General features: G+C 66.6%; 24 protein-coding genes. 9 read left to right on the top strand and 15 right to left on the bottom strand.

The features are described from left to right. Positions 1-5 precede the first annotated feature (5 nt). The 8 genes from AC5P9W_RS12525 to AC5P9W_RS12490 form a co-directional block, all read right to left on the bottom strand. Positions 6-890 (bottom strand): hypothetical protein, encoded by an 885-nt coding sequence (locus AC5P9W_RS12525; protein WP_495219286.1) that lies wholly within the window; start codon positions 888-890, stop codon positions 6-8. Positions 891-1,188: 298 nt separating this feature from the next. Beyond that, complete coding sequence (locus AC5P9W_RS12520; RefSeq protein ID WP_241745013.1) at positions 1,189-1,614, bottom strand: SMI1/KNR4 family protein; 426 nt, start codon at positions 1,612-1,614, stop codon at positions 1,189-1,191. Positions 1,615-1,705: 91 nt separating this feature from the next. Continuing rightward, positions 1,706-3,412 (bottom strand): D-lactate dehydrogenase, encoded by a 1,707-nt coding sequence (dld, locus tag AC5P9W_RS12515; RefSeq protein WP_111102363.1) that lies wholly within the window; start codon positions 3,410-3,412, stop codon positions 1,706-1,708. Beyond that, entirely contained in the window at positions 3,409-4,548 is a 1,140-nt protein-coding gene (gene lldD / locus AC5P9W_RS12510; protein ID WP_111102364.1) for an FMN-dependent L-lactate dehydrogenase LldD, read from the bottom strand. Before lldD ends, dld begins: the two co-directional genes overlap by 4 nt. Positions 4,549-4,552: 4 nt before the next feature. After that, on the bottom strand, positions 4,553-5,317 hold the full coding sequence (gene lldR / locus AC5P9W_RS12505; protein WP_005417039.1) for a transcriptional regulator LldR: 765 nt from the start codon (positions 5,315-5,317) through the stop codon (positions 4,553-4,555). Positions 5,318-5,370: 53 nt separating this feature from the next. Continuing rightward, entirely contained in the window at positions 5,371-7,029 is a 1,659-nt protein-coding gene (lldP, locus tag AC5P9W_RS12500) for an L-lactate permease (protein ID WP_111099219.1), read from the bottom strand. A 222-nt stretch (positions 7,030-7,251) separates the two neighbouring features. Next, positions 7,252-7,704, bottom strand: coding sequence for an MgtC/SapB family protein (locus tag AC5P9W_RS12495; RefSeq protein WP_005413774.1), 453 nt, complete (start codon positions 7,702-7,704; stop codon positions 7,252-7,254). A 126-nt stretch (positions 7,705-7,830) separates the two neighbouring features. After that, positions 7,831-8,589, bottom strand: coding sequence for an SDR family NAD(P)-dependent oxidoreductase (locus AC5P9W_RS12490; protein WP_495219285.1), 759 nt, complete (start codon positions 8,587-8,589; stop codon positions 7,831-7,833). 323 nt (positions 8,590-8,912) lie between these two features. On the opposite strand from AC5P9W_RS12490, the gene AC5P9W_RS12485 reads away from it, so the two are divergent. Next, entirely contained in the window at positions 8,913-9,866 is a 954-nt protein-coding gene (locus AC5P9W_RS12485) for a helix-turn-helix transcriptional regulator (RefSeq protein WP_058981829.1), read from the top strand. Between the two features lie 165 nt (positions 9,867-10,031). Here AC5P9W_RS12485 and AC5P9W_RS12480 read toward each other — a convergent pair whose 3' ends face one another. The 3 genes from AC5P9W_RS12480 to AC5P9W_RS12470 all read right to left on the bottom strand — a co-directional run bounded on the left by AC5P9W_RS12480 (position 10,032) and on the right by AC5P9W_RS12470 (position 13,909). Continuing rightward, positions 10,032-11,942: a CocE/NonD family hydrolase gene (locus tag AC5P9W_RS12480; RefSeq protein WP_329842051.1), complete on the bottom strand. Its 1,911-nt coding sequence runs from the start codon at positions 11,940-11,942 to the stop codon at positions 10,032-10,034. A 222-nt stretch (positions 11,943-12,164) separates the two neighbouring features. Further along, positions 12,165-12,551, bottom strand: coding sequence for a DUF4440 domain-containing protein (locus AC5P9W_RS12475; protein WP_134735614.1), 387 nt, complete (start codon positions 12,549-12,551; stop codon positions 12,165-12,167). Then, positions 12,551-13,909 (bottom strand): MFS transporter, encoded by a 1,359-nt coding sequence (locus AC5P9W_RS12470; protein WP_329842052.1) that lies wholly within the window; start codon positions 13,907-13,909, stop codon positions 12,551-12,553. Before AC5P9W_RS12470 ends, AC5P9W_RS12475 begins: the two co-directional genes overlap by 1 nt. A 105-nt stretch (positions 13,910-14,014) precedes the next feature. Here AC5P9W_RS12470 and AC5P9W_RS12465 point away from each other — a divergent pair, with 105 nt between their 5' ends. Further along, positions 14,015-14,920 (top strand): LysR family transcriptional regulator, encoded by a 906-nt coding sequence (locus AC5P9W_RS12465; RefSeq protein WP_111099226.1) that lies wholly within the window; start codon positions 14,015-14,017, stop codon positions 14,918-14,920. 33 nt (positions 14,921-14,953) lie between these two features. Here AC5P9W_RS12465 and AC5P9W_RS12460 read toward each other — a convergent pair whose 3' ends face one another. The 3 genes from AC5P9W_RS12460 to AC5P9W_RS12450 all read right to left on the bottom strand — a co-directional run bounded on the left by AC5P9W_RS12460 (position 14,954) and on the right by AC5P9W_RS12450 (position 18,886). Next, on the bottom strand, positions 14,954-15,418 hold the full coding sequence (locus AC5P9W_RS12460) for a hypothetical protein (protein WP_329842053.1): 465 nt from the start codon (positions 15,416-15,418) through the stop codon (positions 14,954-14,956). 84 nt (positions 15,419-15,502) lie between these two features. Then, positions 15,503-16,081: a hypothetical protein gene (locus AC5P9W_RS12455; protein WP_134955606.1), complete on the bottom strand. Its 579-nt coding sequence runs from the start codon at positions 16,079-16,081 to the stop codon at positions 15,503-15,505. A 9-nt stretch (positions 16,082-16,090) separates the two neighbouring features. Next, positions 16,091-18,886 (bottom strand): beta-glucosidase family protein, encoded by a 2,796-nt coding sequence (locus tag AC5P9W_RS12450; protein ID WP_164145356.1) that lies wholly within the window; start codon positions 18,884-18,886, stop codon positions 16,091-16,093. 337 nt (positions 18,887-19,223) lie between these two features. On the opposite strand from AC5P9W_RS12450, the gene AC5P9W_RS12445 reads away from it, so the two are divergent. Together AC5P9W_RS12445 and AC5P9W_RS12440 are read left to right on the top strand one after the other, a co-directional pair. Next, complete coding sequence (locus tag AC5P9W_RS12445; RefSeq protein ID WP_134731497.1) at positions 19,224-19,658, top strand: VOC family protein; 435 nt, start codon at positions 19,224-19,226, stop codon at positions 19,656-19,658. A 370-nt stretch (positions 19,659-20,028) separates the two neighbouring features. Further along, on the top strand, positions 20,029-20,733 hold the full coding sequence (locus tag AC5P9W_RS12440; protein ID WP_019660224.1) for an AraC family transcriptional regulator: 705 nt from the start codon (positions 20,029-20,031) through the stop codon (positions 20,731-20,733). A 9-nt stretch (positions 20,734-20,742) separates the two neighbouring features. Here the strand turns inward: AC5P9W_RS12440 and AC5P9W_RS12435 are convergent, their stop codons facing one another. Beyond that, positions 20,743-21,621, bottom strand: coding sequence for a sterol desaturase family protein (locus tag AC5P9W_RS12435; RefSeq protein WP_227844431.1), 879 nt, complete (start codon positions 21,619-21,621; stop codon positions 20,743-20,745). Between the two features lie 116 nt (positions 21,622-21,737). Between AC5P9W_RS12435 and AC5P9W_RS12430 the strand changes: the two genes are divergently transcribed. From AC5P9W_RS12430 to AC5P9W_RS12410, 5 genes are all read left to right on the top strand, one after another. Next, positions 21,738-22,688 carry a LysR family transcriptional regulator gene (locus AC5P9W_RS12430; RefSeq protein WP_329842057.1) on the top strand — a complete coding sequence of 317 codons (951 nt, stop codon included), beginning with the start codon at positions 21,738-21,740 and terminating at the stop codon, positions 22,686-22,688. A 92-nt stretch (positions 22,689-22,780) separates the two neighbouring features. Then, a complete protein-coding gene (locus AC5P9W_RS12425) occupies positions 22,781-23,470 on the top strand; it encodes a DsbA family protein (RefSeq protein ID WP_329842059.1) in 690 nt (229 codons plus the stop codon). Then, positions 23,467-24,474: a cyclase family protein gene (locus tag AC5P9W_RS12420; protein ID WP_134735607.1), complete on the top strand. Its 1,008-nt coding sequence runs from the start codon at positions 23,467-23,469 to the stop codon at positions 24,472-24,474. Before AC5P9W_RS12425 ends, AC5P9W_RS12420 begins: the two co-directional genes overlap by 4 nt. A 218-nt stretch (positions 24,475-24,692) precedes the next feature. Continuing rightward, positions 24,693-25,307 carry a translesion DNA synthesis-associated protein ImuA gene (imuA, locus tag AC5P9W_RS12415; protein ID WP_019660229.1) on the top strand — a complete coding sequence of 205 codons (615 nt, stop codon included), beginning with the start codon at positions 24,693-24,695 and terminating at the stop codon, positions 25,305-25,307. A 9-nt stretch (positions 25,308-25,316) separates the two neighbouring features. Beyond that, positions 25,317-26,726, top strand: coding sequence for a Y-family DNA polymerase (locus AC5P9W_RS12410; protein WP_019660230.1), 1,410 nt, complete (start codon positions 25,317-25,319; stop codon positions 26,724-26,726). The last annotated feature ends 3 nt before the right edge of the window (positions 26,727-26,729 follow it).

The following is a 26,729-nucleotide window of genomic DNA, read 5'->3' as shown; positions in this document are numbered from 1 at the left end:
ACATTTCAGGGTTCGGTATAGCCGGCACAGTCCGGCAGCGCCTGGTCCGGGTGGAACATGCCCTCGCGGAAGTGGAACAACCGCGTATAGGTGCACACCGGATCCTGCTCGGTGCGCAGGTCTTTCTTCTTCAGCGGCCCCTTGGCCAGCGAATCCTCGAAGCGCGAAACACCGGCCGGGAACCGGGTCGCCACGGTCTGGTAGCGCAGCACCGGCATACCCTCGGCAGCCGTGTCCAGCGCCAGCTTCGCCGAGAAGCCGTATTCGTCGTGGCAGGCACCGGCGCGCTGCTTGCTGTCCTGCTCGCTGAAACAGGCGCGGATCATCGCATTGCCCAGCCATGGCACGGTCAGCACGTCGTCGTCCACCTGGATGTCGTCCTGCAGGTGGCGCACGCGTGCCAACTGCAGCGTGGACGCATCGGCACCTCCACCGGAGTACATGGTGCTGAACGTGACGATGCCGCCCACCAGCACATTCTGGCGGGCGCGCTGCTGCGGGTCGGTCACCGGTTCATCGCTGCCCACGCCAGGGGCCAGCCGCACGATCCATGGCCACAGCGACAGCTCGCTTTCCTGCGGCACGTCGATGCTGACGTGGTAGGTGTGCGGCTTGCCCCGGCCCTGCACCTTCTCAAGCACTTCCAGCACGCTCGGCCGGTCACCCTCCTCGGCAACCGGTTGCACGCGCATGCACCAGTTGCCGTCCCGCGTGCAGTCATAAAGCCCCGACGGTCCAGTCTCACTCGCGATCAGCACCTGCCCCAGCGGCTCCATCACATTGCCGGCGGTATCGCGCTGCTGCGGCAGGATCGCGGACTGGGCCAGCGCCAGCAGCGGGGTCGCCAGCAATGCAGTGCAGAGGGTGGCGCGGGCGAGAACGGTGGGCATCGAGGAGATTCCTGCTGATGAATCCGGATGGTAGCGCAGGAAAATCGGGAAAACTGCGAGCCAGCCCATTCAACGGACACCCGACTGCCCTCTTCTATCAGAGCATCAATCCAAACTACGCCCCACCAGCACTTCGTAGAATTGCCGGGGGAGCGAAGCCGTCATCAGTTGGCGACTCGAGATTCTCACCATCCCAGCTTGCCTGACTGATCCACTCCACCGCCTTTTCAGCGAACTCAGCGAAAGTGGGAGCGAGAAGGTACTTGGTGTCTTCATCCGCACCAAAGGCAATCACCTGTCATTCACCACCGTCAATGTCGGGATCGAAATCCAATCCCATGTGATTGCCGCCACCATCGTGAGTCAGCGGTATCCAACGCGCATTGGTGTACATCGGCTTCACCACCCCCGCGGGACTCGACCTCATGAACTCCGCGCAGTCCTCGTTCATGCCGTCGGCCTCAATCTCACGCCAACCGTGCCACTGCCGCCTGATCTCCATGGACGAAAGCATTTGACTCCCGAACAGAAGCCCGACCCCATCCTGCCCATCGTGAATCATCAGCAACTGCCTTAGCAGATCTGGCAAAGCGACTCCAAGCTGAGCCTCCAGTTCAACCAACTCGCTTTCGGAGGCTCCCGGCCGCAACTGCGCTTCATCCAGACAACTCTTCTCGCGAAGCGACGCTTTGATGAATGCCCATATCTGATCTGCAGTCTGCATTGGTCCTGTATCCCCCCAGCCAAGACCTCAGCCTAGTGCCAACCCGATCAGTGAGGAATGCAAGAAGTCCGAATTTTCAGATGGTGCGCCGCTAGTGCCCACTACAGTCGCAGCCACCCCACCCCTTGGCCTTCGAGGTCTGGCCGATGCCCGGGTTGAACGTATTGCTCGGGTCCAGCTGCCTGTAGAAGCCCGCCAGCGCAGGCTTGGCAGGGTACAGGTGGCCGACATTGTGCTCGGCCGGATACTCGGCGCCACGCTGGTCCAGCAGCGCCCACATCGCATGCTCGATCGCCATCGGGTCTTCACCTTTGCGCGCGATGTAGTCCTGGTGGAACACGTGGCACAGGAAGTGGCCGTAGTACAGCTTGTGCAGCAGGCGCGCGTCGATATCCGCCGGTAGCTGCTCGAACCAGTCGGCATCGTCGCGTCGCAGCGCGATGTCCAGCGCGACGATGTCCTGCACCTGGTCACGATGCACTTCACGGTAGCGCACCGCGGCACCGGCCACGGCAAAGCGATGCAGGAACGCCTTGCGTCCCTCCTCCGCCGTGCAGTGGAAATAGCCGCCTTCGTGGCCGGCGAAGAAGCTGCGCAGCCAGGCCTCGGTTTCCGCAGCGTCCTGGGCAGAGACCTTCAGCAACAGGTGATGCTCGTAGCGCTGGCGAAACTCGCCCATGCGCTTGGGCAGGTGCGAGGGCAGCAGGCCCGTCAGCACCTGCATCACACGGTCGGTCACGCCGCGCAGGCCCAACCGCTCGAACCAGCCATCGACACGGCTCTTCAACGCGAACGCGGCGGGCACGCGGGAAGTGCCAAGGCGGTCGATCAGCAGGAAGCTGTCCTTGCCGTAGCGCTCGCCGATATCATAGGCATCGCGGTGGATGTACTCGCCGGCAATCGGCAGGCGCTCGAAGCCGGTCAGCAGCTGGCGACGGATCGCGGTGAGGCTGTCGGTGCGGTTGCTGCCTATATAGAAGACCTCTGCAGCCTCTTTTTCGAAGGTGTCCAGGCGCACCGCGAACACTGCCAGCTTGCCGGCAGATCCCGCTGCCTCGAAGTGGCGGCTGGGGTCGGCATTGAAGCGTGCCGGGGTATCGGCGTCGACCTTGCGCACTTCCTCGGCATAGCGTGGGTCGGAAGCCGCACGGCCGTCGCCATCGCCCACGTCGGCGGCCGTGTAGTCACCGGCCTGCAGGCGCTGCAGGATCTGCTCGGGCGTGTCACCCAGCGCGATGTCCAGATGATTGACCAACTGCAACCGGCCCTCCGCGTCGACCTGCGCGTAAAGTGCCAGCTCGGTATAGGCCGGGCCACGTCGCACCAGCGCACCGCCGGAGTTGTTGCAGATGCCGCCCAGCACCGAGGCACCGATGCAGGACGAGCCGATCACCGAATGCGGTTCGCGACCCAGCGGGGCCAGCGTCTGCTCCAGGCGGTCCAGCGTGGCACCCGGCAGGCACAGCACCTGGCGGCCTTCGTTCAACAACTGGATGCCGGTCAGGCGCAGCGTGCTGACCAGCACGATCGGCCGGCCATAGTCATCGCCGTCCGGGGTCGAGCCGCCGGTCAGGCCGGTGTTGGCCGCCTGCAGAATGATCGCCGCGCCGCCCTGCACCGCTGCCTGCAGCACGTGCCACAGTTCCAGCAAAGTACCCGGACGCACCACCGCCAGTACCGGGCCATCGCCGAAGCGGTAGCCGCGACGGAAGCGGCGCGTGGCCTTGTCACCGGTCAGTACATGGCGACCGCCGACCGTATCGCGCAACTGCGCCAGCACCGCACCGTGGTCACTCATGGCAGGCTGGCCAGCGAATCGCGGCCGATGTCGGCGATGCGGCGCGCGCCGGTCAGCGTCATCGCCACGCGCATTTCCTTGGCGATCAGGTCCAGCAGGTTGGCCACCCCGGCTTCGCCCTGCGCAGCCAGCGCATAGACGAAGGCGCGACCCAGCAGCACGGTATCGGCACCCAGCGCCAGCATGCGCACCACGTCCAGGCCGGTACGGATGCCCGAATCGGCGAGAATCTTCAGGTCGCCCTGCACCGCGTCGGCGATGGCCGGCAGTGCGCGTGCGGTGGACAGCACGCCGTCCAGCTGGCGGCCACCGTGGTTGGAGACCACGATGCCATCGGCACCGAACTTGACCGCATCACGCGCGTCGTCCGGGTCGAGGATGCCCTTGATCACCATCGGCCCCTTCCAGAATTCGCGGATCCACTCCAGGTCCTTCCAGGAAATGGAGGGATCGAAGTTGCTGCCCAGCCAGCCGATGTAGTCCTCCAGCCCGGTCGGGTTGCCGCGGTAGGTGGAGATGTTGCCCAGGTCATGCGGGCGCCCGAACAGGCCCACGTCCCACGCCCAGTGCGGATGGGTGATGGCCTGGCCGATACGGCGCAGCGAGGCGTTCGGGCCGCTCATGCCGGAGTGCGCATCGCGGTAGCGCGCGCCCGGCACCGGCATGTCCACGGTGAACACCAGCGTGGTCACGCCCGCGGCCTGCGCCCGCTCCAGCGCGTTGCGCATGAAGCCACGGTCGCGAAGCACATACAGCTGGAACCACATCGGCCGCTGGATGGCCGGTGCCACTTCCTCGATCGGGCACACCGATACGGTGGACAGGGTGAACGGGATGCCGCGGCTGTCGGCCGCGCGCGCCGCCTGTACCTCACCGCGCCGGGCATACATGCCGGTCAGGCCGACCGGCGCCAGCGCCACCGGCATTGCCAGCTTTTCGCCGAACAGCTCGGTTTCCAGGCTCAGGTCGGACATGTTGCGCAGGATGCGCTGGCGCAGCGCGATGTCGGACAGGTCGGAAACGTTGCGCTTCAGCGTGTGCTCGGCATACGCGCCGCCATCGATGTAGTGGAACAGGAACGGCGGCAGCCGGCGCTGCGCTGCGGCACGGTAATCGGTGGAGGCGGAGATGATCATGGGGTCAACCGTGTGGGGAAGGCAGGCGCGAGGCCCGCGCACGCCGGGCTTCGTTGTCATCGAGGGTGCGCAGCGTGGTGTGCACGAATTCGAGGTGGGCATGCGCGGCGGCGCGCGCGCGTTCGGGGTCGCCCGCCAGCACCGCGTCCATCATCTCGCGGTGCTGGTCGGACAACGGCGAGAAGGTCCTCGCCGAGGTGTAGAGCTTTTCGCGGCTCTGCGAGATGTTGGTCTGCAGCAGTTCGAACAGCCCGCGCATCACCTGCAGCAGCACCAGGTTGTGCGAGGCCTCGGCGATGGACAGGTGGAAGGCCGCGTCGGCCTCCGCCTCGCCGGTGGGGTCGTCCTTGCCGTGCGCGTCCATCATGGTCTGGAAGGCCTGTGCGATGCGCGCGCGGTCCTCGTCGGTGGCACGCAGCGCCGCATGCCAGGCGGTGGCACCTTCCAGCGCGTGGCGGATCTCCAGCACGTCGAAGCGGTATTCCGGGTCGCCCTGGAACAGCGGCAGGTACGGCGCCAGCGGTTCATCCAGCGCCTGCCGCGCGCGTGCCGCAGGCTCGGCCACGTAGGTGCCGCCACCGACCCGTGCGGTCAGCAGGCCCTGGCTGGCCAGCTGCGCGATGGCTTCGCGCAGCGCGGTGCGCGAGACCCCCAGCTGCACCGCCAGGGTGCGCTCGGCCGGCAGCCGGTCGCCCGGCCGCAGCTGTTGTTCCTGCACCAGGCCGCGCAGCTGCGCAGCCACCTTGTCCGAAATACGTTGCGTGCTCATGGCGCCATTGTGGCCCGAAGCGCGCAGCGGGTGGTCGGCCAGCCGCGCATGGCTCAGGGAATCATCCAGGTCAGCCAGTAAGCCTGGGCCAGGGTGATCAGGCCGACCATCGTGGTGAAGATCAGGCTGTGCTTGACCGTGAAGCGGAACAGATCCGATTCCTTGCCGGCCAGGCCGACCGCCGCGCAGGCAATGGCGATCGACTGCGGCGAGATCATCTTGCCGGTGACACCACCGGTGGTGTTGGCCGCTACCAGCAGCACGTCGGACACGCCGATCTGCTGTGCGGTGGTGGCCTGCAGTGCCGAGAACAAGGCATTGGACGAGGTGTCCGAGCCGGTCAGGAACACGCCCAGCCAGCCCAGAAACGGTGAGAAGAACGGGAACGCGTCGCCGGTGTGCGCCAGTGCCAGCGCCAGCGTCGCCGACAGGCCCGAATAGTTGGCGATGAAGGCGAAGGCGAGCACCATGCCGATCGAGTAGATCGGCATGCGCAGCTCACGCACGGTTTCGCCGAAGGTGCGCAGCGCCGAACGGGCCGGCATGCGCAGCGCGATGATCGCGATCACCGCAGCGAGGATGATCGAGGTACCGGTGGCCGAGAACCAGTCGAACTTATAGACGGCTTCGTAGCTCAACGGTGCATCCACGATCGGCGGCATCTTCTGCACCATCTGGTCCAGGCCCGGCACCGGGATCTTGAGTACCCAGCTTTCCAGCGGGCCATCCGCCGCGAACAGCGACTTGAACGGCTTGATGCTCCACAGCGTGACCATCGCGGTGAGGATCAGGAACGGCGACCACGCCTTGGCGATCTGGCCAACGCTGTAGCGGGGGGCTTCCAGTGCCTGTGCGGCCGCCTCGGCGCTGGTTTCGGTATCGAAGCGGAAGATCCGCACCGGCTTCCAGCGGCGCAGGAACAGGGTCAGGCACACCAGCGACGCCAGCGACGCGGTGATGTCCGGCAGTTCCGGGCCGATGAAGTTGGAGGTCAGGTACTGCGCGATGGCGAACGAGCCACCCGCAACCAGCACCGCCGGCCACGTTTCCCTGATGCCGCGCCAGCCATCCATGATCGCCATGATCCAGAACAGCACGATGATGGTCAGGAACGGCAGCTGGCGGCCGGCCATCTGGCCGATCTCGAATGCATCCAGGCCGGTGACCTGCCCGGCCACGATGATCGGAATGCCCATCGCGCCGAACGCCACCGGCGCGGTGTTGACGATCAGGCACAGGCCGGCGGCATACAGCGGCTTGAAGCCCAGCCCGACCAGCAACGCTGCGGTGATCGCCACCGGCGCACCGAAACCGGCCGCGCCTTCGAGGAAGGCGCCAAAGGCGAAGCCGACCATCAGCATCTGCAGGCGCTGGTCTTCGGTCACCGACAGGATCGAAGCGCGGATGATGTCGAACTGCCCGGTCTTGACCGAAACTTTGTAGAGGAACACCGCACCGATGATGATCCAGGCAATAGGCCACAGGCCGTAGACGAAGCCGAAACCGGCCGCGCCCAGCGCCTGGGCCAACGGCATGCGGTAAAACAACAGCGCCACACCAAGCGCGATGGCCACGGTGATCGTGCCGGCCAGCCAGCCCTTCATGCGCAGCACGGCCAGGGCAACGAAGAAGAACGCGATCGGCAGCAGCGCGATCAGGCTGGACAACCACAGGTTGCCGGCGGGGTCGTACAGGTGTTGCCAAGGCTGCATGAAGATTCTCGACTGGGAACGGAGGAGCCCACCGCAAGCGGTGGGTCGCCGTGGCCGTCGATCATTGGTATTACCATTGATGATTTCGATCAGACCACTTGTAGCAGATTTAACCGCCACTCCGACGACGAGCCTATTAGACCATAGGGCTAGCCGTCATATTGGTCCGACCATTACAAACTTCATGGTAGTGCCGGCCGCTGGCCGGCAACGCGACCTTCCCTACGAAATCCGCTTCTCCAACCGCCGCATCACCGCCAGCACCAGCACGCACAGCACGCTCACCCCGATCGCGATCACGTACTTGCTGATACCCACCGCAATCCCGATGGCCGCCGCCATGATCAGCGAGCTGGCCGTGGTCAGCCCGCTGACCTGGTCCTCGCGCGAGCCGCGCAGGATGGTGCCGGCAGCAACGAAGCCTACGCAGGCCACCACGGCCTCGATGAGGCGTACCGGGTCGACCTGCAGCAGGTCGCGGTAGCGCTCCTGCTGGAAATGTTCGGCCACCGAGTCGCCGAGGCCAACGATCAATGCTGCTGCTCCGGCAATCAGCATGTGCGTACGCAGGCCAGCGGCGTGCTTGCCCATCTCGCGCTCGACGCCGAGCACGCCGCCGAACAGCATCGCTGCGGCAACGCGCAGCAGGATCGAGACATCCTGGGTAAGTTCCATGGGAAAGCTCCGGAATTTTCCCGGAGCGTCGCGCGACGATCGTGGGACGGCGGTGAAGGCGATGGCACGCCTTCTTCACCGCACGCTTTCATCCACGCATGGCGTGGATCTACTGACCGCATTCGCTCACTGCGCCAGATAGCCACCATCGATGGCATAGTACGCGCCGGTCGCGAACGAGGCATCGTCGCTGGCCAGCCAGGCTACCAACGCGGCCACTTCCTGCGGCGTACCCAGCCGCTTCAACGCATGCCGCCCTTCCAGCGTGGCGCGCACCTTCGGGTCCATTTTCTCCAGCAGTGGCGTGCCGATGAAGCCCGGACCCACCGCGTTGACACGGATGCCGTCGCCCGCATGTTCCCACGCTGCGGTCTGGGTCAGCCCGACCACGCCGTGCTTGGCCGCCACGTACGCGGTGGAACCGGCATAGCCCACCTGGCCCAGGATCGAGGCCATGTTGATGATGCTGCCGCCCGTGCCGGCCGCGCGCATGGCCTGGATCTGCGCACGCTGGCACAGGAACACGCTGGTGAGGTTGACATCGATCACGCGCTGCCAGCCATCAATCGGATAATCGCCGCTGCTGGTCGCCGGCCCGCTGATGCCGGCGTTGTTGACCGCCACATGCAGGCCGTCGAGTTCCTTGATGGTGCGCTGCACCGCCGCCTCCACCGCTGCATCGTCGGTGACGTCCAGCGCGATGCCAATCGCCTGTGCACCAGCATCGCGCAACTGCGCCACGGTGGCATCCACCGCATCCTGCTTCAAGTCCCAGACCGAGATCCGCGCGCCGGACGCCGCCAGGGTCTGCGCCACAGCCAGGCCTATACCGGACACGCCGCCGGTCACGATCGCGGTCTTGCCGGTGAGCTGGTAGTCAATCATCTGCGTTCTCCATCAGTGGGGGTATCGAAGTGGCCTGCAACAGCCAACCGCCCCACCCTACGCGCGCGCCCGTGACGGCCAGGCTGACATCGCATCTTCAGGTGATCGTTCCAGCCATAAGACCTCAACTGAAGTTTATGTATGGAATTACGTACGGATATGCATGCAAAACGCCGGCGTATGTTCGGCGGCATTTTCACTTTGGCCGTAATCGCCAATCGTTTTGACCCTATTGAGGTCAAAAGCGCGCGAATCGCGGCGACAATGGGAAACACTTCCAGTTTCTTCGACACATCCAATTCAACCTGTGTTTGCGCAGAGCGATGTCCCGATATTTCACTTTTGCTGATTACCGCCACTTCGGCGAACGCCATGGCTACGACTACCGGATCGAAGGGAGTGAACTGCGCGACGACCAATGGGCAGGGCGTGGCGACGTCCACGAGCAGTCACTGCGCGGTGGCCTGGGCCTGATCGCCTCGGACGTGCACAACCGGTTCACCTACACGGCCACCGCTGTGCACGGTGCCGGCCTGACCATCCGCCTGATGCTGCAGGGCGAAGTGGATGTCCAGTTTCCTCGTCGCAAGGGGTTCACGCTGCGCGCCGGCACAGGCATGACCACAAGTCACCATGAACCTGTTTCCATGGCCGGTCTGCATCCTGGTGGCAGCCACCTGCGCGGGGTCAGCTTGAGCGTACCGGCCGATCTGGACGTGGACATGCTGCGCCTGCCGGCACTGCAACGGGTCCTTCATTCCCCTCTGCAGTGCCGCCACTGGGCCATTCCGCATGCCTTGCTGCCAACGCTCGCCCAATTGTTCGACAGTCCCTGGCAGGACGACATCGATGCGCTGTGGCGCGAAGGCGTGGCCCTGCAGGTGTTGGCCGTCGGCCTCCAGGCCGAGGATATGCAGACCGAGCATGTACGCACACTGCGCGCCGGCCAGCGCGAGCGGCTGGAGCGCGTGCGTGCCTACCTGCATGACGACCCCAGCCATGCCCACAGCCTGATCGAACTGGCCCAGCTGGCCTGCATGAGTCCCAGTTCGCTGCGCCGCCACTTCGCACAGCAGTATGGAAGCTCGGTGTTCGACTATCTGCACGAACAGCGCATGCGCCACGCCGAACAGGGCCTGCGCGAGGACGGCTGGACAGTTGAACAGGCCGCTGCGGCCTGTGGTTACCGCCATCCCAGCAACTTCGCTGCGGCGTTCCGCAAGCGTTTCGGACTGGTGCCCAGCCGCTGGCGCACGGGCCCATCGAAGGTGGACTGAAGGCCCGGGCCCTGGCAGGTGTCGACCTTGGTCGACACGCTCCTGCGCCATCGCGGATGCCGGCCAGCGGCCGGCACTACCAACGCCGCCGGGCATGGCCCGGCGCTACCGACACCGCACATCCCTGGGTAGCGCCGGGCCATGCCCGGCGTCACCCTGGCCGCTTCAATACACCGGCAGATCGATGTAGCTCGCCTGTGCCGCGCTATGCCAGACGCGCTGCGTGGCCTTCTGGTAATCGCCCGGCCTGGCCAGGTAAATATTCGGCACGTAGGTCTGCGGGTTGCGGTCGTACAACGGGAACAGGCTGGACTGCACCTGCACCATCACCCGGTGGCCCTTCTGGAACGTGTGGTTGGCGTTGGGCAGATCGAAGCGATACGGCAGCACCTGGTTGGCGGCCAGAGGCTTCGGATCGGTGAAGCTCTCGCGGTAGCGGCCACGGAAGATCGCCAGCGACACCGGCAACTGGTAGCCCCCCATCTCCGGCGTGGACGCTTCCTGGTCCGGATACACGTCGATCAGCTTCACCACCCAGTCGCTGTCGGTGCCACTGGTCGAAGCCTGCAGGTGAACCACCGGCGCGCCGCCGATGCGCAGCGGCGCGGTCAGCGGTTCGGTGATGAAGGTCAACACGTCCGGGCGCCCATCGACGAAGCGCTGGTCCTTGACCAGCCAGGTGGTCCACATGTCGCGGTCGCCGAAGCGGACCGGGCGCGGCACGAACGGCACCGGCTTGGCCGGGTCGGACACGTATTCCTCGAAGTCGCCCTCGCCCGCCGCCGGTGCCTGGAACGCCAGCTTGCCGCCGGCGCGCAGGTACAGCGGCTTGCTGCTGGCGGAACAGCCCTTGTCACAGCTGCGCGGCCAACCCTTCAGGCGGTCCCAGTGGTTTTCGCCGGTGTTGTAGATCAGCACCGGTGGCGTATCGGCCTTCGGCGCGCCATCCACCAGGTACTGGTCGAAGAAGGGCTTGAGCACGTCGCGGCGGAACTGCAGCGCGGTATCGCCGTCGAACTTCAGCGCACCCAGTTCGCTGCCGCTGTAGTTCACCTGGCTGTGTCGCCACGGGCCCATCACCAGGTAATTGCGGTTGTTGCCGCTATCGCGTCCTTCCATCGCCTGGTAGGCGTGGTTGGCACCCCACATGTCCTCCTGGTCCCACAGGCCCTGCAGCCACATGGTCGGCACCTTCAGCGGTGTCTTTGCCATCACCGCGTCCAGCGCCTGGCCCTGCCAGAAGCCGTCGTAGGCCGGATGCTCGACCAGCTTCTTCCACCAGGTCAACTGGTCAACGCCGGTGAAGCGCGCGTAGTCGCCAGCCGAACCGATCCGCAGGAAAGTGCTGTAGTCGTCATAGCCGAGGCTGGGCAGCGGCGTACCCTTGCCGCGCTTCTCGGTCTGCATGGCGAAATAGTTGAAGTTGACCTGGCGGAACGCACCGTAGTTGAGCCAGTCGTCGCCCATCCAGCCATCAACCATCGGGCTCTGCGGTGCGGCCACCTTCAGTGCCGGGTGCGGGTCGGTCAGCGCCATCACCACGGTGAAACCCTCGTACGACGAACCGAGCATGCCGACCTTGCCATTGCTCTCCGGCACGTTCTTCACCAGCCAGTCGATGGTGTCCCAGGCGTCGGTGGAATGGTCGACTTTGGTGTTGTTCAATGGCCCGCGCAGCGGCCGGGTCATCACGTAATCGCCTTCGGAGCCGTACTTGCCACGGATGTCCTGGAACACGCGGATGTAACCGCCGTCGACGAACACCTCGTCGCCCTGCGGCAGCAGGTCGCGCATGCGCGGCGAATCACTGCGGCTGGCGCGGCCAGCGGCATCGTAGGGCGTGCGGGTCAGCAGGATCGGGGCATTGCGGGCGCCCTTGGGCACCACGATCACCGTATACAGCCTGGTGCCATCACGCATCGGCACCATCACCACGCGCTTGTCGTAGTCACGACCGACATCGGGGGCAACGAAGGGCTTGCCGCTGATGTCCGGGGTCATCGGCGGGGTATCGGCGGCCAGCACGGTGCTGGACAGGCAAAGGGCAATGGCTACAGCGACGGCACGCACACGCATGGACAACCCCTCCCGGCAGGAAAGCCTCAAGCCTACTCCTGCCTTGAGCCGTGAGGTGTGGGCGGGCTTTGCATTCTGCGGCGGATGCAGGCAGGACTGATGGCACATGTGCCCGCGGTGCCGCCGCGCTCGCCAACGACCGGTAGTGCCGGCCGCTGGCCGGCAACTTCATGATCCTGCGGCGCGTTACGACGGTTGCCGGCCAGCGGCCGGCACCACCGATCAATCTGCCGTTACCTCATGCAGCGCCAGCCAGCACCAGCGCCCCTGTTCTTGCCTCAGTACCGCCAGCGACTCCCGCCATGCGGGTGCGCCACCGTCGATCGAATGACCTTCGCGATAGCGCAGCACCGCCAGCGGTGATATCGCATCCACCGCCTGCACGGCTTCGATGGAAATCTGCAGCCCCGGCCGCGCGCCATGGCCACCCGCGAACAGCGCCTGCACGGCATTACGGTCCAGCCTACGACCCGCGATGCCGACCATGCTGAAGTCCGCGCAGAAATGCGCCATCAGATCATCCAGCGCATCCGCAGCCACCTCGGCCCGGAACCAGGCCTGCAGTTTGTCGTGCAGGTGGTGGATTTCATGTTCTGCGGTCGTAGCCATCAAGTGTTCTCCGGTTGCGAAAGGGTGATCCTCTGCGGCCGACGCAGCAACGCCATCGGCAACAGCGTCATTGCGGCGGCCAGACCCAGAGCCACGCTGGTGGCGCGTGCTGGCAGCCACTGCATGGCCAGCGCCAGCAGCAGCGCAATGGCGGCAGTACCCAGGCAGAAACTGAGCTGACGGTTGAGGTTCCAAAGGGCACTGGCATCGCCCAGCGCTTCACCCTCCACGCCGTGGAAAGCCAGCGTCTGCGCGGTGCTGCTGCACAGGCTGCCGCCGGCGCCCATCAGCGCGAACAGCAACCCGGCCAACGCGAAGGCCGGCTGCGGCAGCAGCGCCATCAACAGCAGGCCGCTGGCCTGCAGGAGCATGCCCGCACGCAGTACCGTGGCCAGGCCGAAGCGCGCCAGCAGGCGCTTGCTGGCCGTGATCGCAATGGCCGAGGCCAGCGCCCAGGGCAGCATCAACCCGCCGATGCGTGCCGCGCTGTAACCGGCCTGGTGCAGCTGGAGGGTACTGACCAGCTGGCTGCCGATGAACACACCGGGCACTGCCAGATAGACCAGCATCGCCAGGCGCAGGCCCCGACGGGACAGCAGCGACCAGCGCAGCAGGGGCTGCGTCTGCTGCCGTGCATGCCGCAGGTGGGCCGCCGCCAACAGCATTGCGATCAACAGCAGTACGGCACCGGCGGCCCGATGGCCGGGTTCACCCAGCCAGGTCAACGCCAGCAGCAGCGCGCCCAGCGCCAGCATCGCGGTGGACAGCGCATAGGCCTGCAGGCGCGGCGCACTGCGCGCGCCATCGGCCGGCAACCAGGCCAACACCAGGCTGATCGCCACCACCGCAAACGGCAGGCTGGCCCAGAGCACGCCGCGCCAGGACAACCACTGCACCAGCAGCCCACCGAGCGCGGGCGCCAGTGCCGGCACCAGCAGCGCCACCAGCAGGATGCGGCGGGTCAGCGCGCCACGCTGGTCGGACGTGCATTGTCGGTACGCTGCCGCCTGTGCCACCGGAATCAGCAGGCCACCGGCCAGCCCCTGCAGCAGGCGCCAGCCCAGCAGCCAGCCGATACCGGGTGCTGCGCCGGCCAGCGCAGCGGCAACCGCGAACAACAGCAACGCCACCAGCAGCAGGCGACGCTCACCACAGCGCGCGGCCAGCCAGGGCGCCAGCGGGATCACCACGCTCAGGCCCAGCATGTAGGCGGTGCCCACCCAGGCCAGGGTGCTGATATCGGCGTGCAGCTCCGCTGCCAATACCGGATAGGCCACCGTGGCGATGAACATGTTGACCAGATCCAGAGCGAACACCAGCAGGAAGATCGCCTCATGGCGCAGGCGGGGAGACGGCATCGGCGGCGCTCCAACAGGGAAGCGGCCAGCATGCCGTGCGGGCCTTGTTGGAAAAACACGACAGCAACTGCAACACTGTCAAATCCACTTTGACAATGAATTGCCATGGTCAGCCTCGATCGCTTCGATATCTTCCGCGCCGTGGTCGAGGCCGGCAGCCTGACCGCTGCGGCTGATCGCCTCGGCCTCAGCCGCGCGGTGGTCAGCTTCAACCTGAAGCGGCTGGAGCAGGAGCTGGGCGTGACCCTGCTGTTGCGCAGTACCCGCCACCTGGCCCTGACCGAGGCCGGCGAACAGTTCCTGCAACACTGCGTGCAGGCACTGGATGCCGCACAGGCAGCCATCGATGCCGCGCGCCGCGACCAGCACCAGCTGCAGGGTGTGCTGCGCCTGACCACCACGCCGGAGTACGCCCAGCTACGCTTGATTGCTGCGTTGGAGGCGTTTCGTGCTCGGCACCCGGCCCTGCAGCTGCACCTGTCGACCTCACCGGCACCGGCCGACCTGATTCCCGAGCGGTTCGACCTGGCAATCCGTCTTGGCCGCCTGCCGGATTCGGGCCTGCACGCCAGCGAACTGGAACGCCATCCACTGTGCCCCGTGGCGGCTCCGTCCCTACTGGCACGCCTGCCCTCTGCCGATGCTGCCGACGACCCCGTGCAGCTGGGCGCCCTGCCCCGCCTCGGTTACCCGCGCCTGGCCGACGTGCCGGTGATCGCGCCTGATGGCAGCGGCGCCCTGTTTGCCACCAACCCGGGCAACGCGGTGGTACGCGTGGATGGTGCCAGCAGCCTGCGCGCGTTCGCCCTGGCCGGCGCCGGGGTCACCGTGCTGCCACGCTGGCTGATCGAGGACGACCTGGCCCAGGACCGGCTGCGCCCGGTGCTGCGCCAGCACCGGTTCCCGCAGCAGAGCGTGTACGCGGTCTACCCGCACAGCACGCAGCCCTCACCGAAGGTGCGGCAGCTGATCGATTTCCTGCGTGGGTGGTCTGAAAGCGGGCGCGGGTAGCCTCCTGCGGCCAATCGCCAGGCCGCAGTGAAGTTACAGAGGGTACGAGCCTCCACGAACATCGCCAACCCAGCTATCGAACAAACTCCCCGGTGTCAGATCGTCACTGTGTGAGAACTTTGGTTCATACGACATTTTCGCCCGCATCTCATTGCTCCCCACAACGTAGTGAATGCGGATCTCAGTAGGCATCTCAGCGCCGAACTGATTGCACTTTTCTTCAAGCGCATCTATTTCATCCAGCCCAGCATCAAGCACCCAAGCCAAGCTCTCATTCAACGAGTCATACATCCCACCTCCAGATTTTCGGACGTCATTCAGCTGTTCCTTCTCCACCACAGAACCGTTGAGTCTGTAGAAGAAATCAAACATTGAAATCCCATCTTCACTCGCAACGAAGATGAATACTTCGTCAGCCGTCGCACCGGCATAATCGAGCGCGAGTCGAACCATGCTCGCCTGAGCGTCTGAAACGTGTTCCTCAAAGATCTTGTTCATTGTTCGATCCTCGTAGCACTCGCTTGAATTGGCACTGATACTGAGTTGACCGAGTGAGTGCACTCCGTGCTGCTCGGCTCGAGATCACACCTGCTGCAGCCTTCGCTGGGCTGATGCCGCCACCATCTCGTCAGGGTCACCCGTTAGCAGCTCCAGGACCTCCCTGGATACCTTTGGATTGCAGGCGATTCGGTGACGGACGCTTGCATCGGAATCCCTTGCAAGGCGTGACATCAATGCTGGATCCAGCCGGCGCTTGCTCGCAATTTTCCAGCGGACATCTACGTCATCGCTGGCAGCCAACTGCTCGATGATGGCTAGGGGAATCGTTTTGTTTCCGGCAACGCAACGCGCCAGCTCCGGATAGGTCGACAGGATATCGCGCCACGTCTGATCGTCAGCGTGCCGCAAAGCGAACGAGGTATCCGACTCGTTTTCACACAACCGTTTGAATTCCCATGCGCTCGCGATCATTCGCTGGCCCTCCTGCGCCAGCCTTCCAGTATTGGCTGACCGGCAATTGACCTCCAGTGGCAGAAGCGACATGACTATCCGCCCCGGCGCCTGCTGTTCCATCGTCCGCCGGGCATGGCCCGGCGAGCGCAGCGGCACCCCACAAACAGAAACGGCCCCTTTCGGGGCCGTTCCTTCAAGCATCAACAACCCGCAGTATCAGCGCAGCACCTGCTCCACCAGCTGCACGTCCACGCTCTGCAGCGGCTCGGCCGCATTGCGCGACAGCTGCACCTGGTAGGTGCCGCCGTCGATCTTCCACTGGCGGGCCTGCGCATCGTAGTGCGCCAGCGTCTTCGGCTCGGCTTCGATGCGGATGCGGCGCTGTTCGCCCGGCTGCAGGGTCACCTTGTCATAGCCGATCAGGCGGATCGGCGTGGTGCTGCCGGCCGGCAGCTTCAGGTACAGCTGGGCCACGTCGGCACCGGCGCGCTTGCCGGTGTTGCGAATGTCCACGCTGGCGACCAGGCGCGAGCCTTCCACACTCACCTTGAGGTTTTCATAGGCGAACGAGGTGTAGGACAGGCCATGACCGAACGCGAAGGTGGGCTTCAGGCCCTTGGCCGCCATCCACTTGTAACCGACGTTGGCACCTTCGATATCGAAATCGAACACATCACCGAACGGCTTGGCCGGCTTGAAGCCGAGGCCGTCGATGTGCGGGCGCGGCAGCTGCGATTCGTCCACCACCCAGGTCACCGGCAGGCGGCCGGACGGATTGACCTGGCCGGTCAACAGCGCGGCAATGCCTTCGCCACCGCGGATGCCCGGGTACCAGGCCTGCAGCATCGCCGGCACCTGCGCCAGCCATGGCGTGCGCACCGGGCCATTGGTTTCCAGCACCAGCACGGTCTTCGGGTTGGCCTTGGCCACCGCCGAGATCAGCGCGTCCTGGTTGTCCGGCAGCTGCATGTCCGGCAGATCCACCGATTCGGCGGCCCACTGGGTGGCGAACACGATGGCCACATCCGCCTGCGCGGCCGCCTTGGCCGCGGCGGCGACGTTGGTGCCGTCCACGTACTCGATGGTCGCGTCCGGACGCGCTGCGCGCAGCGATTCCAGCGGCGAGGACGGGTGGAAGATCACCGGGCCCGGCCAGGTGGTCGGCAGCACGCCCGGCACCGCATTGGTGCCCTTGGCGGTCACGCCCACCATCGACGAACCACCGCCACCGATCACGCCCTTGTCGGCATGGCCGCCAATGATGACGATGCGCTTCACCGTGTCGGCCAGCGGCAGCAGGTTGCCTTCATTGCGCAGCAGCACGCTGCCCTCTTCCACCGTGCGCTGGGCGACGGCGAAGCCGGCCTCGGCATCCACCTTCTGGTGCTGCGGCGGGTTGTCGAAGTTGCCATGCAGGAACATCGTGCGCAGGATGCGCGCGACCATGTCATTCAGGCGCGCCTGCGGCACCACGCCGCCATGCACGGCCAGGCGCAGCGGTTCATCGAAGAACACCGCCGCGTCGAACACCTCACCGGCCGACTGCTGGTCCAGGCCGGCCAGCGCAGCCTTCGAGCCACTGTGCACGCCGCCCCAGTCGGACATCACGAAACCGGGGAACTTCCATTCCTGCTTCAGCACCTGGTTCATCAGGTAGCCGTTCTCGCAGCCGTAGGTACCATTGATCTTGTTGTACGAGCACATCGCCACGCCCGGGCGGCCGGCTTCGAGCGCGATCTCGAAGGCCAGCAGGTCCGACTCGTGCATGGCCTGTTCGCCGATGCGCACGTCGTGGAAGTTGCGCCGGGTCTCCATGTCGTTCAGCGCGAAGTGCTTCATCGAGGAGATCACGTGCTGGCTCTGCACGCCCTGGATCAGCGCGCCAACCATCGAGCCGGCCAGCAGCGGATCCTCACCGGCATATTCGAAGTTGCGGCCGTTGCGTGGGTCGCGCTGCAGGTTGACGCTGCCCGACAGCAGGATGTTGAAGCGCTGCTGCCATGCCTCGCGGCCCATGGTCGCGCCGCCGGCGAAGGCGACTTCGCGGTTCCAGCTGGAGGCGGTGGATGGGCCGGACGGCATTGCGGTGGCGAAATCGCCCGGGCGGATGCCGCCCGGATTGGTCACGCCGACACCGGCATCGGCCGACTGCTGCGACGGGATGCCCAGCCGCGGTACGCCCGGCACGAAGCCGGCCGAACCGACCGCACCTTCCGGCAGCGGGCCACCGTCTTTGCCCAGCCCGAAGTAGCTGTGCAGCATCTGGAACTTCTCATCCTCGGTCATCGCCTTCAGCAGCAGCGCAGCGCGCGCATCGGCGTTGAGGGCGGTGTCCATCCATGGCTTTTCGCCGTGCTTGTCGGCGGCATAGGCCAGTGTCAGCAGGGTGGCGCGCAGGGTGCTGCCCTCCATCTTGAACGGTGCGCTGCTGGCGGCCTGGAAGCCGTCGCTGAAATAGCTGGCATCGGCTTCCAGCGCCACACGCGCCGGATCGAAGCCTGCGGCCTTGGCCGATTCACCGGCCACTGCGCCGAGCAGCACCGCCGGGGCGCCCAACCGCGAACGGGTGACCAGCGCCGGCAGCTGCGCCGCACCTGCACCGGCATCGGTATAGACCGCCACGGTATGGCGGCCATCGTCCAAGCGCAGGTAGTTCAGGCCTGGCTGGTCGGGGCCGGATTCGGCGGCGATCGGCAGCCGGGTCAGCACGGCCTGGCCGCGCTGGGTCTGGCCGTCGTCCTTGCCGGCGGCAACGAAGCGGTATTCATAGCCCAGGCCGTCGGCCAGCACCTGCAGCGGATCGACCTGGCCGATGCCGCGCTGCACCTGGCGCACGCTCACCGCGTCCACCTTCAGGCTCTTCAGTTGCGCCGCCAGGGCCGGCATCGCCTCGGCGTTGGGCGCCTGTTCCAGGGTCAGCACAGTGAACGCGGCGGGGTCGGCCCAGGCCGGAGCGGCCAGTGCGGCAGACAGGGCCAGAGACAGTGCAAGCGGTTTTGTAAACGTTTTCATCGGCAGGCGTAATTCCGTTGCCAAGGCAATCGGTCCAGGGAAAGTGCCGCCGAAGGGTGCAGCGTTCATGCCGCGCAGGGGTTGCCGGGCAACGTCCCGCAGGCCGAAGGGCGGGCCGGTCTGCGCGCGGGACCCTCCTCCCGGCGTGACAACCTGCCTGCCCGGGCCGCGCAGGGCGACCCAATCCTGTGAAGATTGTGCGAGGGCGTTCACACCTGTCAACAGGACCTAAGTCACAGGGGCAACCTGGCCCGCAGTTATCAGGCCATCACTGGCGGTCATCAGCGCGCCGCGCAGGGCTGCCGATAATGCAGGTCCCTGGCCACGAATCGAGCCCATGAACGTACATCGCGACTTCGACCATCTCTGGCGCGACCGCTGTGACACCTCCAGCCAGCGCGCACCGCGCGTGCTGATCCGGGTGTTCGTGGCTCCGGGCGAGCTGGAGCGCAGCGTGGCCTTCTACGAGCAGTTGCAGGGCGTGGTGGCCGATGCGGGCTTCCCGTTCCCGGAAGCCGGGCTGCGCCTGGCCATGGTCGGCGCCTTCCTGCTGATCGAAGGCAGCCAGGCGGCGCTGGCCCCGTTCACTTCGACCACGGGGACACTGCTGGTCGATGACGTTCGGCCCTATCACGACAAACTGGTCGCGGCTGGCGCCGAGATCATCTTCCCGTTGCAGGTGGTACCGACCGGGGCGGCGTTCAACGCGGTGCATCCCGATGGCACGGTGGTCGAGTACGTGCATCACCGGCCCGACCCGCACGGCCGGTGAGGGTGCGCACGGCCGGGCTGCGCCCGGCACCCGCGGTAGTGCCGGCCGCTGGCCGGCAACCTCAAAAGCAAAGGCGGCTATCCGTGGGGTGGCGGGGTGGGTCCGGCTGCGGGGGGCGCTGCAAGTACGTCCATGTAAGCTCGGTCGCCGCTTGCTCGTGTGCGCTGTCCTGCGCACACGGCAAGACCTGGGTTGGGCGTCCTGCCCAACCCGCCCGAGGCATGCCTCGGGCCCATGGCGCTCACGCCCCCGCAACCGGACCCACCCCGCCTTCTACAGTCTCTCGCGACCTGCAGTAGATCCACGCCATGCGTGGATGCTCTTCGTTTCATTGTCGAATTACTCGATTCCGATGGAGATTCATCCACGCATGGCGTGGATCTACAATCCCGTCATGTCTTCCCCCGCCCTGCCCTGGAACGGCACGTTGCTGCTGGATGCGCACGCCGCCGTACTGCACGGTCATGCCGGTGACAGCGCTTCGCATGCGCACTACGCCCATCAACTGCTGTTGAGCGACGGTACGTCCTGGCACATCGAGATCGATGGCGTGCAGCAGCAGGGCCAACGGCTATGGCTGCCTTCGTTCCAGCCGCACGCGATCCTGTCAGCGCCGGAAGCGGGCTGTACGGTGTTCCTTGAGCCGGCGCATGCCGATCCCGAACAGATCCAGCGGCACCTGCATGCGCTGCCGGGTAACGCGCTGGCGCTGCACGACTGGCTGCCACGGCTGAGCCGCCCGCAACCGCTGGACCGCCGCGTGCAGGCGGCACTGGCCCGTATCGCCCAGCACCTGCCTGGCCCGGTGCCGGCTGCCGACATCGCCAAAGCGGCGCACCTATCGACCAGCCAGCTGCACCGGCGCTTCCAGTCCGAGCTGGCAGTGACCTTGCGCGGCTGGGTGCTGTGGCAACGGCTACGCACTGCGCTCACGCATCATCTGAGCGGTCACAACCTGACCGACAGTGCGCATGCCGCTGGATTCGCCGATCTGGCCCATCTCTCGCGCAGCCTGCGCCGCATGTTCGGCATCGGTGCCGCGCAGCTGCAGGGCCTGCAGCTGCACGCGGCCTGACATGTTCAATCATTCGCGCCTGCGCAGGCCTTCCGGCAACTCCGGTACCTCGCCATGCGGCAGTTCGCGGAACGGCGCCAGCAGCTGCCCCGGATAATCGCGCGGATAGTCCGGTTGGCTGCCGATGCCGAGGTCGCGTTGCTGCAGCCGATAGCCCGGTGCATCGAAGGCGGTCCCCAACAGGTGATCCCATGCGGTCAGGAACAGGCCGAAGTTGACGTCGCCGGCGGTGCCGTAACGCATGTGGTGGAAGCGGTGCAGCGGCGCCCATGCCATCACCCGGCCCAGCACGCCGGGACGCATGTCCACGTTGGAGTGCTGCAGCAGCAGCTGGATGGCAATGGCGAAGGCCAGCACCGCAGCCACCGGCATCGGCAGGCCCAACAGCAGCAGCGGCAGTACGCCACCCACCGCTTCGGCCGCCTGGTGCAGCGGGTGTTTCATCAGCCCGTTGAAGCCGTACATGCGGGTGACGCTGTGGTGCACCGCATGCAGCCGCCACAACCAGCCGATGCGATGGCTGGCGTAGTGCACCAGGGTGATACCGAGATCAGCGCAGACGATGGCCAGCAGCGCCTGTAGCGCGAATGGCCACTGCAGAGGCCAGGCCTGCCACGGAATGATTGCCGCCAGCAGCGGCACCGCCGCGATCGACAGCAGGTTCAGGCTTTCATTGACCAGTGCATGCAGGGCGTCACGCAGGCTGTCGCCGTGGTCGTGATTGAACGCGGGGTCATACGGCCACGCGCGCTCGGCGGCGAACGAAACCGCAATGGCGGCCGCCAGCAAGGCCAGCAGCCACAGCGGGTCACCGTGGCAGTGGCCGATCCAGACGACGGCAGTGGCGACGAATCCAAGCAGGAACAGCGGGGCATACAGGCGGAGCATCCAGTGCTTCATGGGCAACCCGGGAAGTGAGGGGCCTGCATGCTGGCGTGGCGTGTGGGTTGCTGGCTTGAACAAACGGCGCAACCCTGCGGGCATCACGCTTCCCACATCCACGCATGGCGTGGATCTACAATGACGCTCTCATCGCGCCCGGGACCGGCATGGACTCCTTCAACCTGATGCGTGCCTTCCGTCGCATCGTCGAACGCGGCGGGCTCGCTCGTGCCGCCGAAGACCTGGGCATGTCGCCGGCCGGGCTCAGCAAACAGCTGCGCACGCTGGAAGCGCATCTGGGCGTGGTACTGCTGCAGCGGACCACGCGGCGCATGAGCCTGACCGAGACCGGCCACGCCTATTACCGCGAATGCTGCCGCCTGCTCGACGAACTGGACGCATTGGAACGTGGCATCGCCGAACAGCGTGGCGAGGTGGCCGGGCGCCTGCGTGTCAATGCACCGCAGTCGTTCGCGCTGAGCACGCTGTCGCCGCTGCTGCCCCGCTTCCTGCAGCAGCATCCGCAGCTGTCGCTGGACCTGGTGATGGAAGACCGCCTGCTCGACGCGGTCGGCGAAGGTTTCGATGTGTCGCTGCGGCTGCGTGCCGAGCTGGATGATTCACGCCTGGTGGCGCGCCGGCTGGCGTCGCTGCAGCAGGTGCTGTGCGCGGCCCCGTCCTACCTGCGGCAGCATCCGGCACCGCAGGCGGTGAACGATCTGCAGGCGCACAGCGTGCTGGCCTACAGCCTGTCCGACTCCCCCGGCAGCTGGCCGTTGCTCGGCCCTGATGGCCAGGTGACGATCACCCTGCCAGCGCGCGTCACCGTCAACAACAGCCTGCTGCTGCGCGACCTGCTGGTGGCCGGCATGGGCATCGGCGCCCTGCCCTCGTTCCTGGCGGCACCCGCACTGGCCCGTGGCGAACTGCAGCAGGTGCTGCCCGACCACCGCTATCCGCCGCGCTTCGTGCATGCGGTCTACCCCACGTCGCGCCATCTGCAACCCAAGGTGCGTGCCTTCATCGATTTCCTGCACGCCGAGCTGCCCGGCTGCGCTGGCCTGGATTCGTAACCGCCAGCGAAAACTGAGCTGCCCGCGGCGTGCTGTTTCGGCCACGCCGCGCTGCCTACTCTGCCGCCTCCCCTCTCACCGATGGCAGGCAGATGTCTTCCGTTCCTTCCCCCGCCACCGCCGCGCCGGTGGTCGATTTCTTCCACGACGTGGTCTGCGGCTGGTGCTTCGTGCTGGCCCCGCGCCTGCAGCAGGCCTGCGCCGAACTCGGCATCCAGGTACGCCACCGCAGCTTCGTGCTGCAGGACTCGCGCGCGCAGATGGTCGAAGTGTTCGGCTCGATGGAGCGCGCCAAGGCGATCATCCTGCGCCACTGGACCGACTGCGCCGCGCATGAAGACACCGCGCGCATCGATATCGAGGGCATGCGCGCACAGGACTTCGAGTATCCGTCCGGCTGGCTCGGCGCACTGGCCTGCCAGGCCGCTGGCATGCTCGGTGGCAACGACGCCCATGGCGCGATGTTCGATGCCGTGCAATGGGCGCACCTGCACCAGCACCGCAACATCGGCGACGCCGAAGTACTGCTGGATATCGCCGAATCGCTGGGCCATCCACGTGGCGCCTTCGCTGACCACATGCGCAGCGACGCAGTAGCCCGGCGCGTGCAGGCCGACCGTGCCGAAGCCGCGACCCTCGGCATCCGCTCCATTCCCACCGTGATCGGCGGCAACGGCCTGCGCCTGCAGACCCTGCCGCTGCCACACCTGCGCCAGGCCCTGGCGCCCCTGGTCGCGGCCAGAGCCGCGCCCTCCACACTCTGCAAGGAGATTTCCCCATGACCCCACGTACCCTGACCACCGCGCTGGCCCTGCTGCTGGCCGGCACCGCAGCTTCCACCACCGTATCCGCGCACGAACGCGTCCCCTCCGGCCAGCAGGTCGGCACCAGCCCCTGGGGGCCGAAGGACGAGATCGGCCGCCTCAACCTGATCACCGAGGCCTCGCGTGCGGCGATCCTGTCGCGGGTCAGCGGCGGCAAGGCCTATGACCTGGCCACCGAGTACTACGTCGGCATGCCCAGCTGGCAGGATGCCGGCGACCCGCACTACCAGTTCTGGATGACCCACACCCCGCGCGGCACGGTGATGGACGACCCGATGGGCGTGGGCGAGACCATGAACCTCACCCGCAGCTACACCGGCACCGCGTTCTCGATGTACAGCCACACCGGCACCCACATCGATGCGCTGAACCACTTCGGCATCCACGGGAAGATCTGGAACGGCTTCGAGGCCGACAAGCATCTCGGCGATCGTGGCTGGAATGTCACCGGCATCGAGAAGTTCCCGCCGCTGATCGCGCGTGGCGTGCTGATCGACGTGGCCGCCGCCAAGGGCGTGGACATGCTGCCGGACAGCTATCGCGTCACCCGCCAGGACCTGAAGGATGCGCTGGCACGCCAGAAGGTGAAACTGCAGCAGGGCGACGTGGTGCTGATCCGCACCGGCCGCATGCGCCTGTTCGAACAGCCCAGGGCCTACATGGCCAACCCGCCGGGCATGGGCCTGGATGCGGCACGCTTCCTGGTCGAGGACGGCGGCGCGATGATCGTCGGTGCCGACAACCTCAGCTTCGAGACCTTCCCCTCGGAGGTGTCCGACGACTACGTGCCGCTGCACACCTACCTGCTGGCACAGCAGGGTGCGCCGATCATCGAGCTGGTGGCGCTGGACGAACTGGCCCGCGACAAGGTCTACGAATTCGCCTTCATCGGCGGCCCGCTGAAGATCCGCGGTGGCGATGCCGCGCCCCTGCGCCCGGTGGCGTTGCCGGTCCACCCGTAACCGCATCCTGTGGGTGCCGACCTTGGCCGGCACTCCTACCGCCTTCAGCAACCTGAAACCCGGCCCTCGGATTTCATTAGTAATTCTACTTACAACGCGAGTAGCATGTCTGGTCTCAGCCCCTGATACCGGCCCGTCGATACTCGCGCCATGCCCGCCGTTTCCGCCCGTTCCTGCCGTTTCCAGCCCACCCGGCGCCTCCCCGGGAGGATCGGCTGATGGGTGCGGTCGTTGCCCTCGACCGGCTGCTGGACGGGCGCCAGCTGTGGCGCGGCCCGGCCCGCCAGGGCCCAGCCAGCGACCATCTGGCCAGCGGCCATCCGGCACTGGATGCACGCCTGCCCGGCGGCGGCTGGCCGGCCAGCGGACTGTGCGAGGTGCTGCAGGCGGCGCCCGGCGTTGGCGAACTGGCGCTGGTATGGCCGGCACTGGCCAGGCTGAGCCAGCGCGACCGCCCGATCGTCCTGGTCGCTCCGCCCTACCGTCCGCATGCCCCGGCCTGGGCCGCCGCCGGGCTGGACCTGGGCCAGTTGCAGATCATCCACGCCGCGCCGAAGCAGGCACTGTGGGCCGCCGAACAGTGCCTGCGCTCTGCGGCCTGCGCGGCGGTACTGTGCTGGCCGCACCAGGCCGACGACCGTTCACTGCGCCGGCTGCAGGTGGCTGCCGACAGCGGCCAGTGCCTGGGCTTCGTGTTCCGCGAGGCGCAGGCCGCGCGCAATCCCTCCCCGGCCAGCCTGCGCCTGCAGCTCGACCACGGCCAGGTGCGGGTGCTGAAGTGCCGTGGCGGGTTGCCGCCGGCGCAGCCGTTGCCGCTGGCCATCGCCCACTGAGGACGCGCCATGCACTGGGCCTGCCTGTTGTTGCCGCAGCTGGCGCTGGACAGCGTGCTGCGCCTGCAGCCGGATCCGCAGCGGCCGCTGGTCCTGCTGCAGGGGCCGGCGCAGCGTCGCGTGCTGCGCGCGGTCAGCCCGTCGGCACGTGCAGCAGGGCTGCGCCCGGGCATGCTGCTTTCGGCTGCGCAGGTACTGGTGCAGGACATGCAGCTGCACGACTACGACCCGAGTGCCGAACAGCACACCCGGCAGCTGCTGGCCAGCTGGGCCTATGCCTACAGCTCGCAGGTCAGCCTCGATTTTCCGCATGCGCTGGTGCTGGAAATCGGTGCCAGCCGCGCCCTGTTCGGTGACTGGCTGACGATCCAGCAGCGCCTGCGCAACGAACTGCACGAACTCGGCTTCCGCCACCGCCTGGTGGCCGCGCCTACCCCACATGCCGCGCGCGTGCTGGCCAACGTCCACGATGGCCTCGGCCTTGATGCGCAGCAGCTGCCGGCGGCGCTGGCGCAGCTGCCCCTGGCACGTTGCGGCCTGCCCAGCGAGGCGGTGACCGTGCTTGGCCGTTCCGGCCTGCGCACGCTGGGGGCGGTGCTCAAGCTGCCGCGCGACAGCCTGGCCCGGCGCTTCGCCCCCGAGGTCCTGCAGCAGCTGGATGCATTGCGCGGGCTGCCCACCGCGCCATTGCGCTACTACCAGCCACCGGACCGTTTCGATGCGCGCATCGAATTCGAATACGAGATCGAATCCAGCCAGGCCCTGCTGTTCCCGCTGCGCCGCCTGCTGCTCGACCTGGCCGCCTTCCTGTGCTCGCGCGATGGCGGCGTGCAGCGCTTCGACCTGCATTTCGAGCATGACCTGTTGCCGGCCAGCGTGCTGACCATCGGCCTGTTGGCGCCCGAGCGCGATCCCACGCTGCTGTTCGAGATCGCACGCAACCGCATGGAAGCGTTCGCCCTGCCGGCCGGCAGCCGCGCACTGCGCCTGCAGGCCGAGCAGCTGCCGCCGTTCGTGCCCGCCGCGCGTGACCTGTTCGATACCCGGCCGGCGCAGGCGATGCCGTGGAACCAGCTGCGTGAGCGCCTGCGCGCGCGGCTCGGCGATGACGCCGTGCAGCCGCTGGCAGTGCAGGCCGACCATCGTCCCGAACGCGCCAGTGGCACCCAGCCACCGGCCAAGCCCCCGTCGTACTGGCCACTGCGCCCCGGCTGGTTGCTGGATGCGCCGCAACCGCTGCGTGATCCGAGGCTGCGCATCGTCACCGGACCGGAGCGGATCGAATCGGGCTGGTGGGACCAGGCCGACGCGCGCCGCGACTACTACGTGGTGGAAACCGCGCATGGCCAGCGCGGCTGGGCTTTCCGTGACCGCAACAATCCACATGCGCCGTGGATGCTGCACGGCTGGTTCGGCTGAGCC

It is taken from the genome of Stenotrophomonas sp. YJH_SMC_33, from assembly GCF_059372295.1.
Note: the sequence above shows the minus strand (reverse complement) of the source record. Positions and strands in the feature narration are given on the sequence as shown.

Bases quoted from the DNA above. Each gene is read 5' to 3' on its own strand.
- AC5P9W_RS12525 (WP_495219286.1), bottom strand. From the start codon at position 890: ATGCCCACCGTTCTCGCCCGCGCCACCCTCTGCACTGCATTGCTGGCG.
- AC5P9W_RS12520 (WP_241745013.1), bottom strand. From the start codon at position 1,614: ATGCAGACTGCAGATCAGATATGGGCATTCATCAAAGCGTCGCTTCGC.
- dld (WP_111102363.1), bottom strand. From the start codon at position 3,412: ATGAGTGACCACGGTGCGGTGCTGGCGCAGTTGCGCGATACGGTCGGC.
- lldD (WP_111102364.1), bottom strand. From the start codon at position 4,548: ATGATCATCTCCGCCTCCACCGATTACCGTGCCGCAGCGCAGCGCCGG.
- lldR (WP_005417039.1), bottom strand. From the start codon at position 5,317: ATGAGCACGCAACGTATTTCGGACAAGGTGGCTGCGCAGCTGCGCGGC.
- lldP (WP_111099219.1), bottom strand. From the start codon at position 7,029: ATGCAGCCTTGGCAACACCTGTACGACCCCGCCGGCAACCTGTGGTTG.
- AC5P9W_RS12495 (WP_005413774.1), bottom strand. From the start codon at position 7,704: ATGGAACTTACCCAGGATGTCTCGATCCTGCTGCGCGTTGCCGCAGCG.
- AC5P9W_RS12490 (WP_495219285.1), bottom strand. From the start codon at position 8,589: ATGATTGACTACCAGCTCACCGGCAAGACCGCGATCGTGACCGGCGGC.
- AC5P9W_RS12485 (WP_058981829.1), top strand. From the start codon at position 8,913: ATGTCCCGATATTTCACTTTTGCTGATTACCGCCACTTCGGCGAACGC.
- AC5P9W_RS12480 (WP_329842051.1), bottom strand. From the start codon at position 11,942: ATGCGTGTGCGTGCCGTCGCTGTAGCCATTGCCCTTTGCCTGTCCAGC.
- AC5P9W_RS12475 (WP_134735614.1), bottom strand. From the start codon at position 12,551: ATGGCTACGACCGCAGAACATGAAATCCACCACCTGCACGACAAACTG.
- AC5P9W_RS12470 (WP_329842052.1), bottom strand. From the start codon at position 13,909: ATGCCGTCTCCCCGCCTGCGCCATGAGGCGATCTTCCTGCTGGTGTTC.
- AC5P9W_RS12465 (WP_111099226.1), top strand. From the start codon at position 14,015: ATGGTCAGCCTCGATCGCTTCGATATCTTCCGCGCCGTGGTCGAGGCC.
- AC5P9W_RS12460 (WP_329842053.1), bottom strand. From the start codon at position 15,418: ATGAACAAGATCTTTGAGGAACACGTTTCAGACGCTCAGGCGAGCATG.
- AC5P9W_RS12450 (WP_164145356.1), bottom strand. From the start codon at position 18,886: ATGAAAACGTTTACAAAACCGCTTGCACTGTCTCTGGCCCTGTCTGCC.
- AC5P9W_RS12445 (WP_134731497.1), top strand. From the start codon at position 19,224: ATGAACGTACATCGCGACTTCGACCATCTCTGGCGCGACCGCTGTGAC.
- AC5P9W_RS12440 (WP_019660224.1), top strand. From the start codon at position 20,029: ATGGCGTGGATCTACAATCCCGTCATGTCTTCCCCCGCCCTGCCCTGG.
- AC5P9W_RS12435 (WP_227844431.1), bottom strand. From the start codon at position 21,621: ATGCTCCGCCTGTATGCCCCGCTGTTCCTGCTTGGATTCGTCGCCACT.
- AC5P9W_RS12430 (WP_329842057.1), top strand. From the start codon at position 21,738: ATGGCGTGGATCTACAATGACGCTCTCATCGCGCCCGGGACCGGCATG.
- AC5P9W_RS12425 (WP_329842059.1), top strand. From the start codon at position 22,781: ATGTCTTCCGTTCCTTCCCCCGCCACCGCCGCGCCGGTGGTCGATTTC.
- AC5P9W_RS12420 (WP_134735607.1), top strand. From the start codon at position 23,467: ATGACCCCACGTACCCTGACCACCGCGCTGGCCCTGCTGCTGGCCGGC.
- imuA (WP_019660229.1), top strand. From the start codon at position 24,693: ATGGGTGCGGTCGTTGCCCTCGACCGGCTGCTGGACGGGCGCCAGCTG.
- AC5P9W_RS12410 (WP_019660230.1), top strand. From the start codon at position 25,317: ATGCACTGGGCCTGCCTGTTGTTGCCGCAGCTGGCGCTGGACAGCGTG.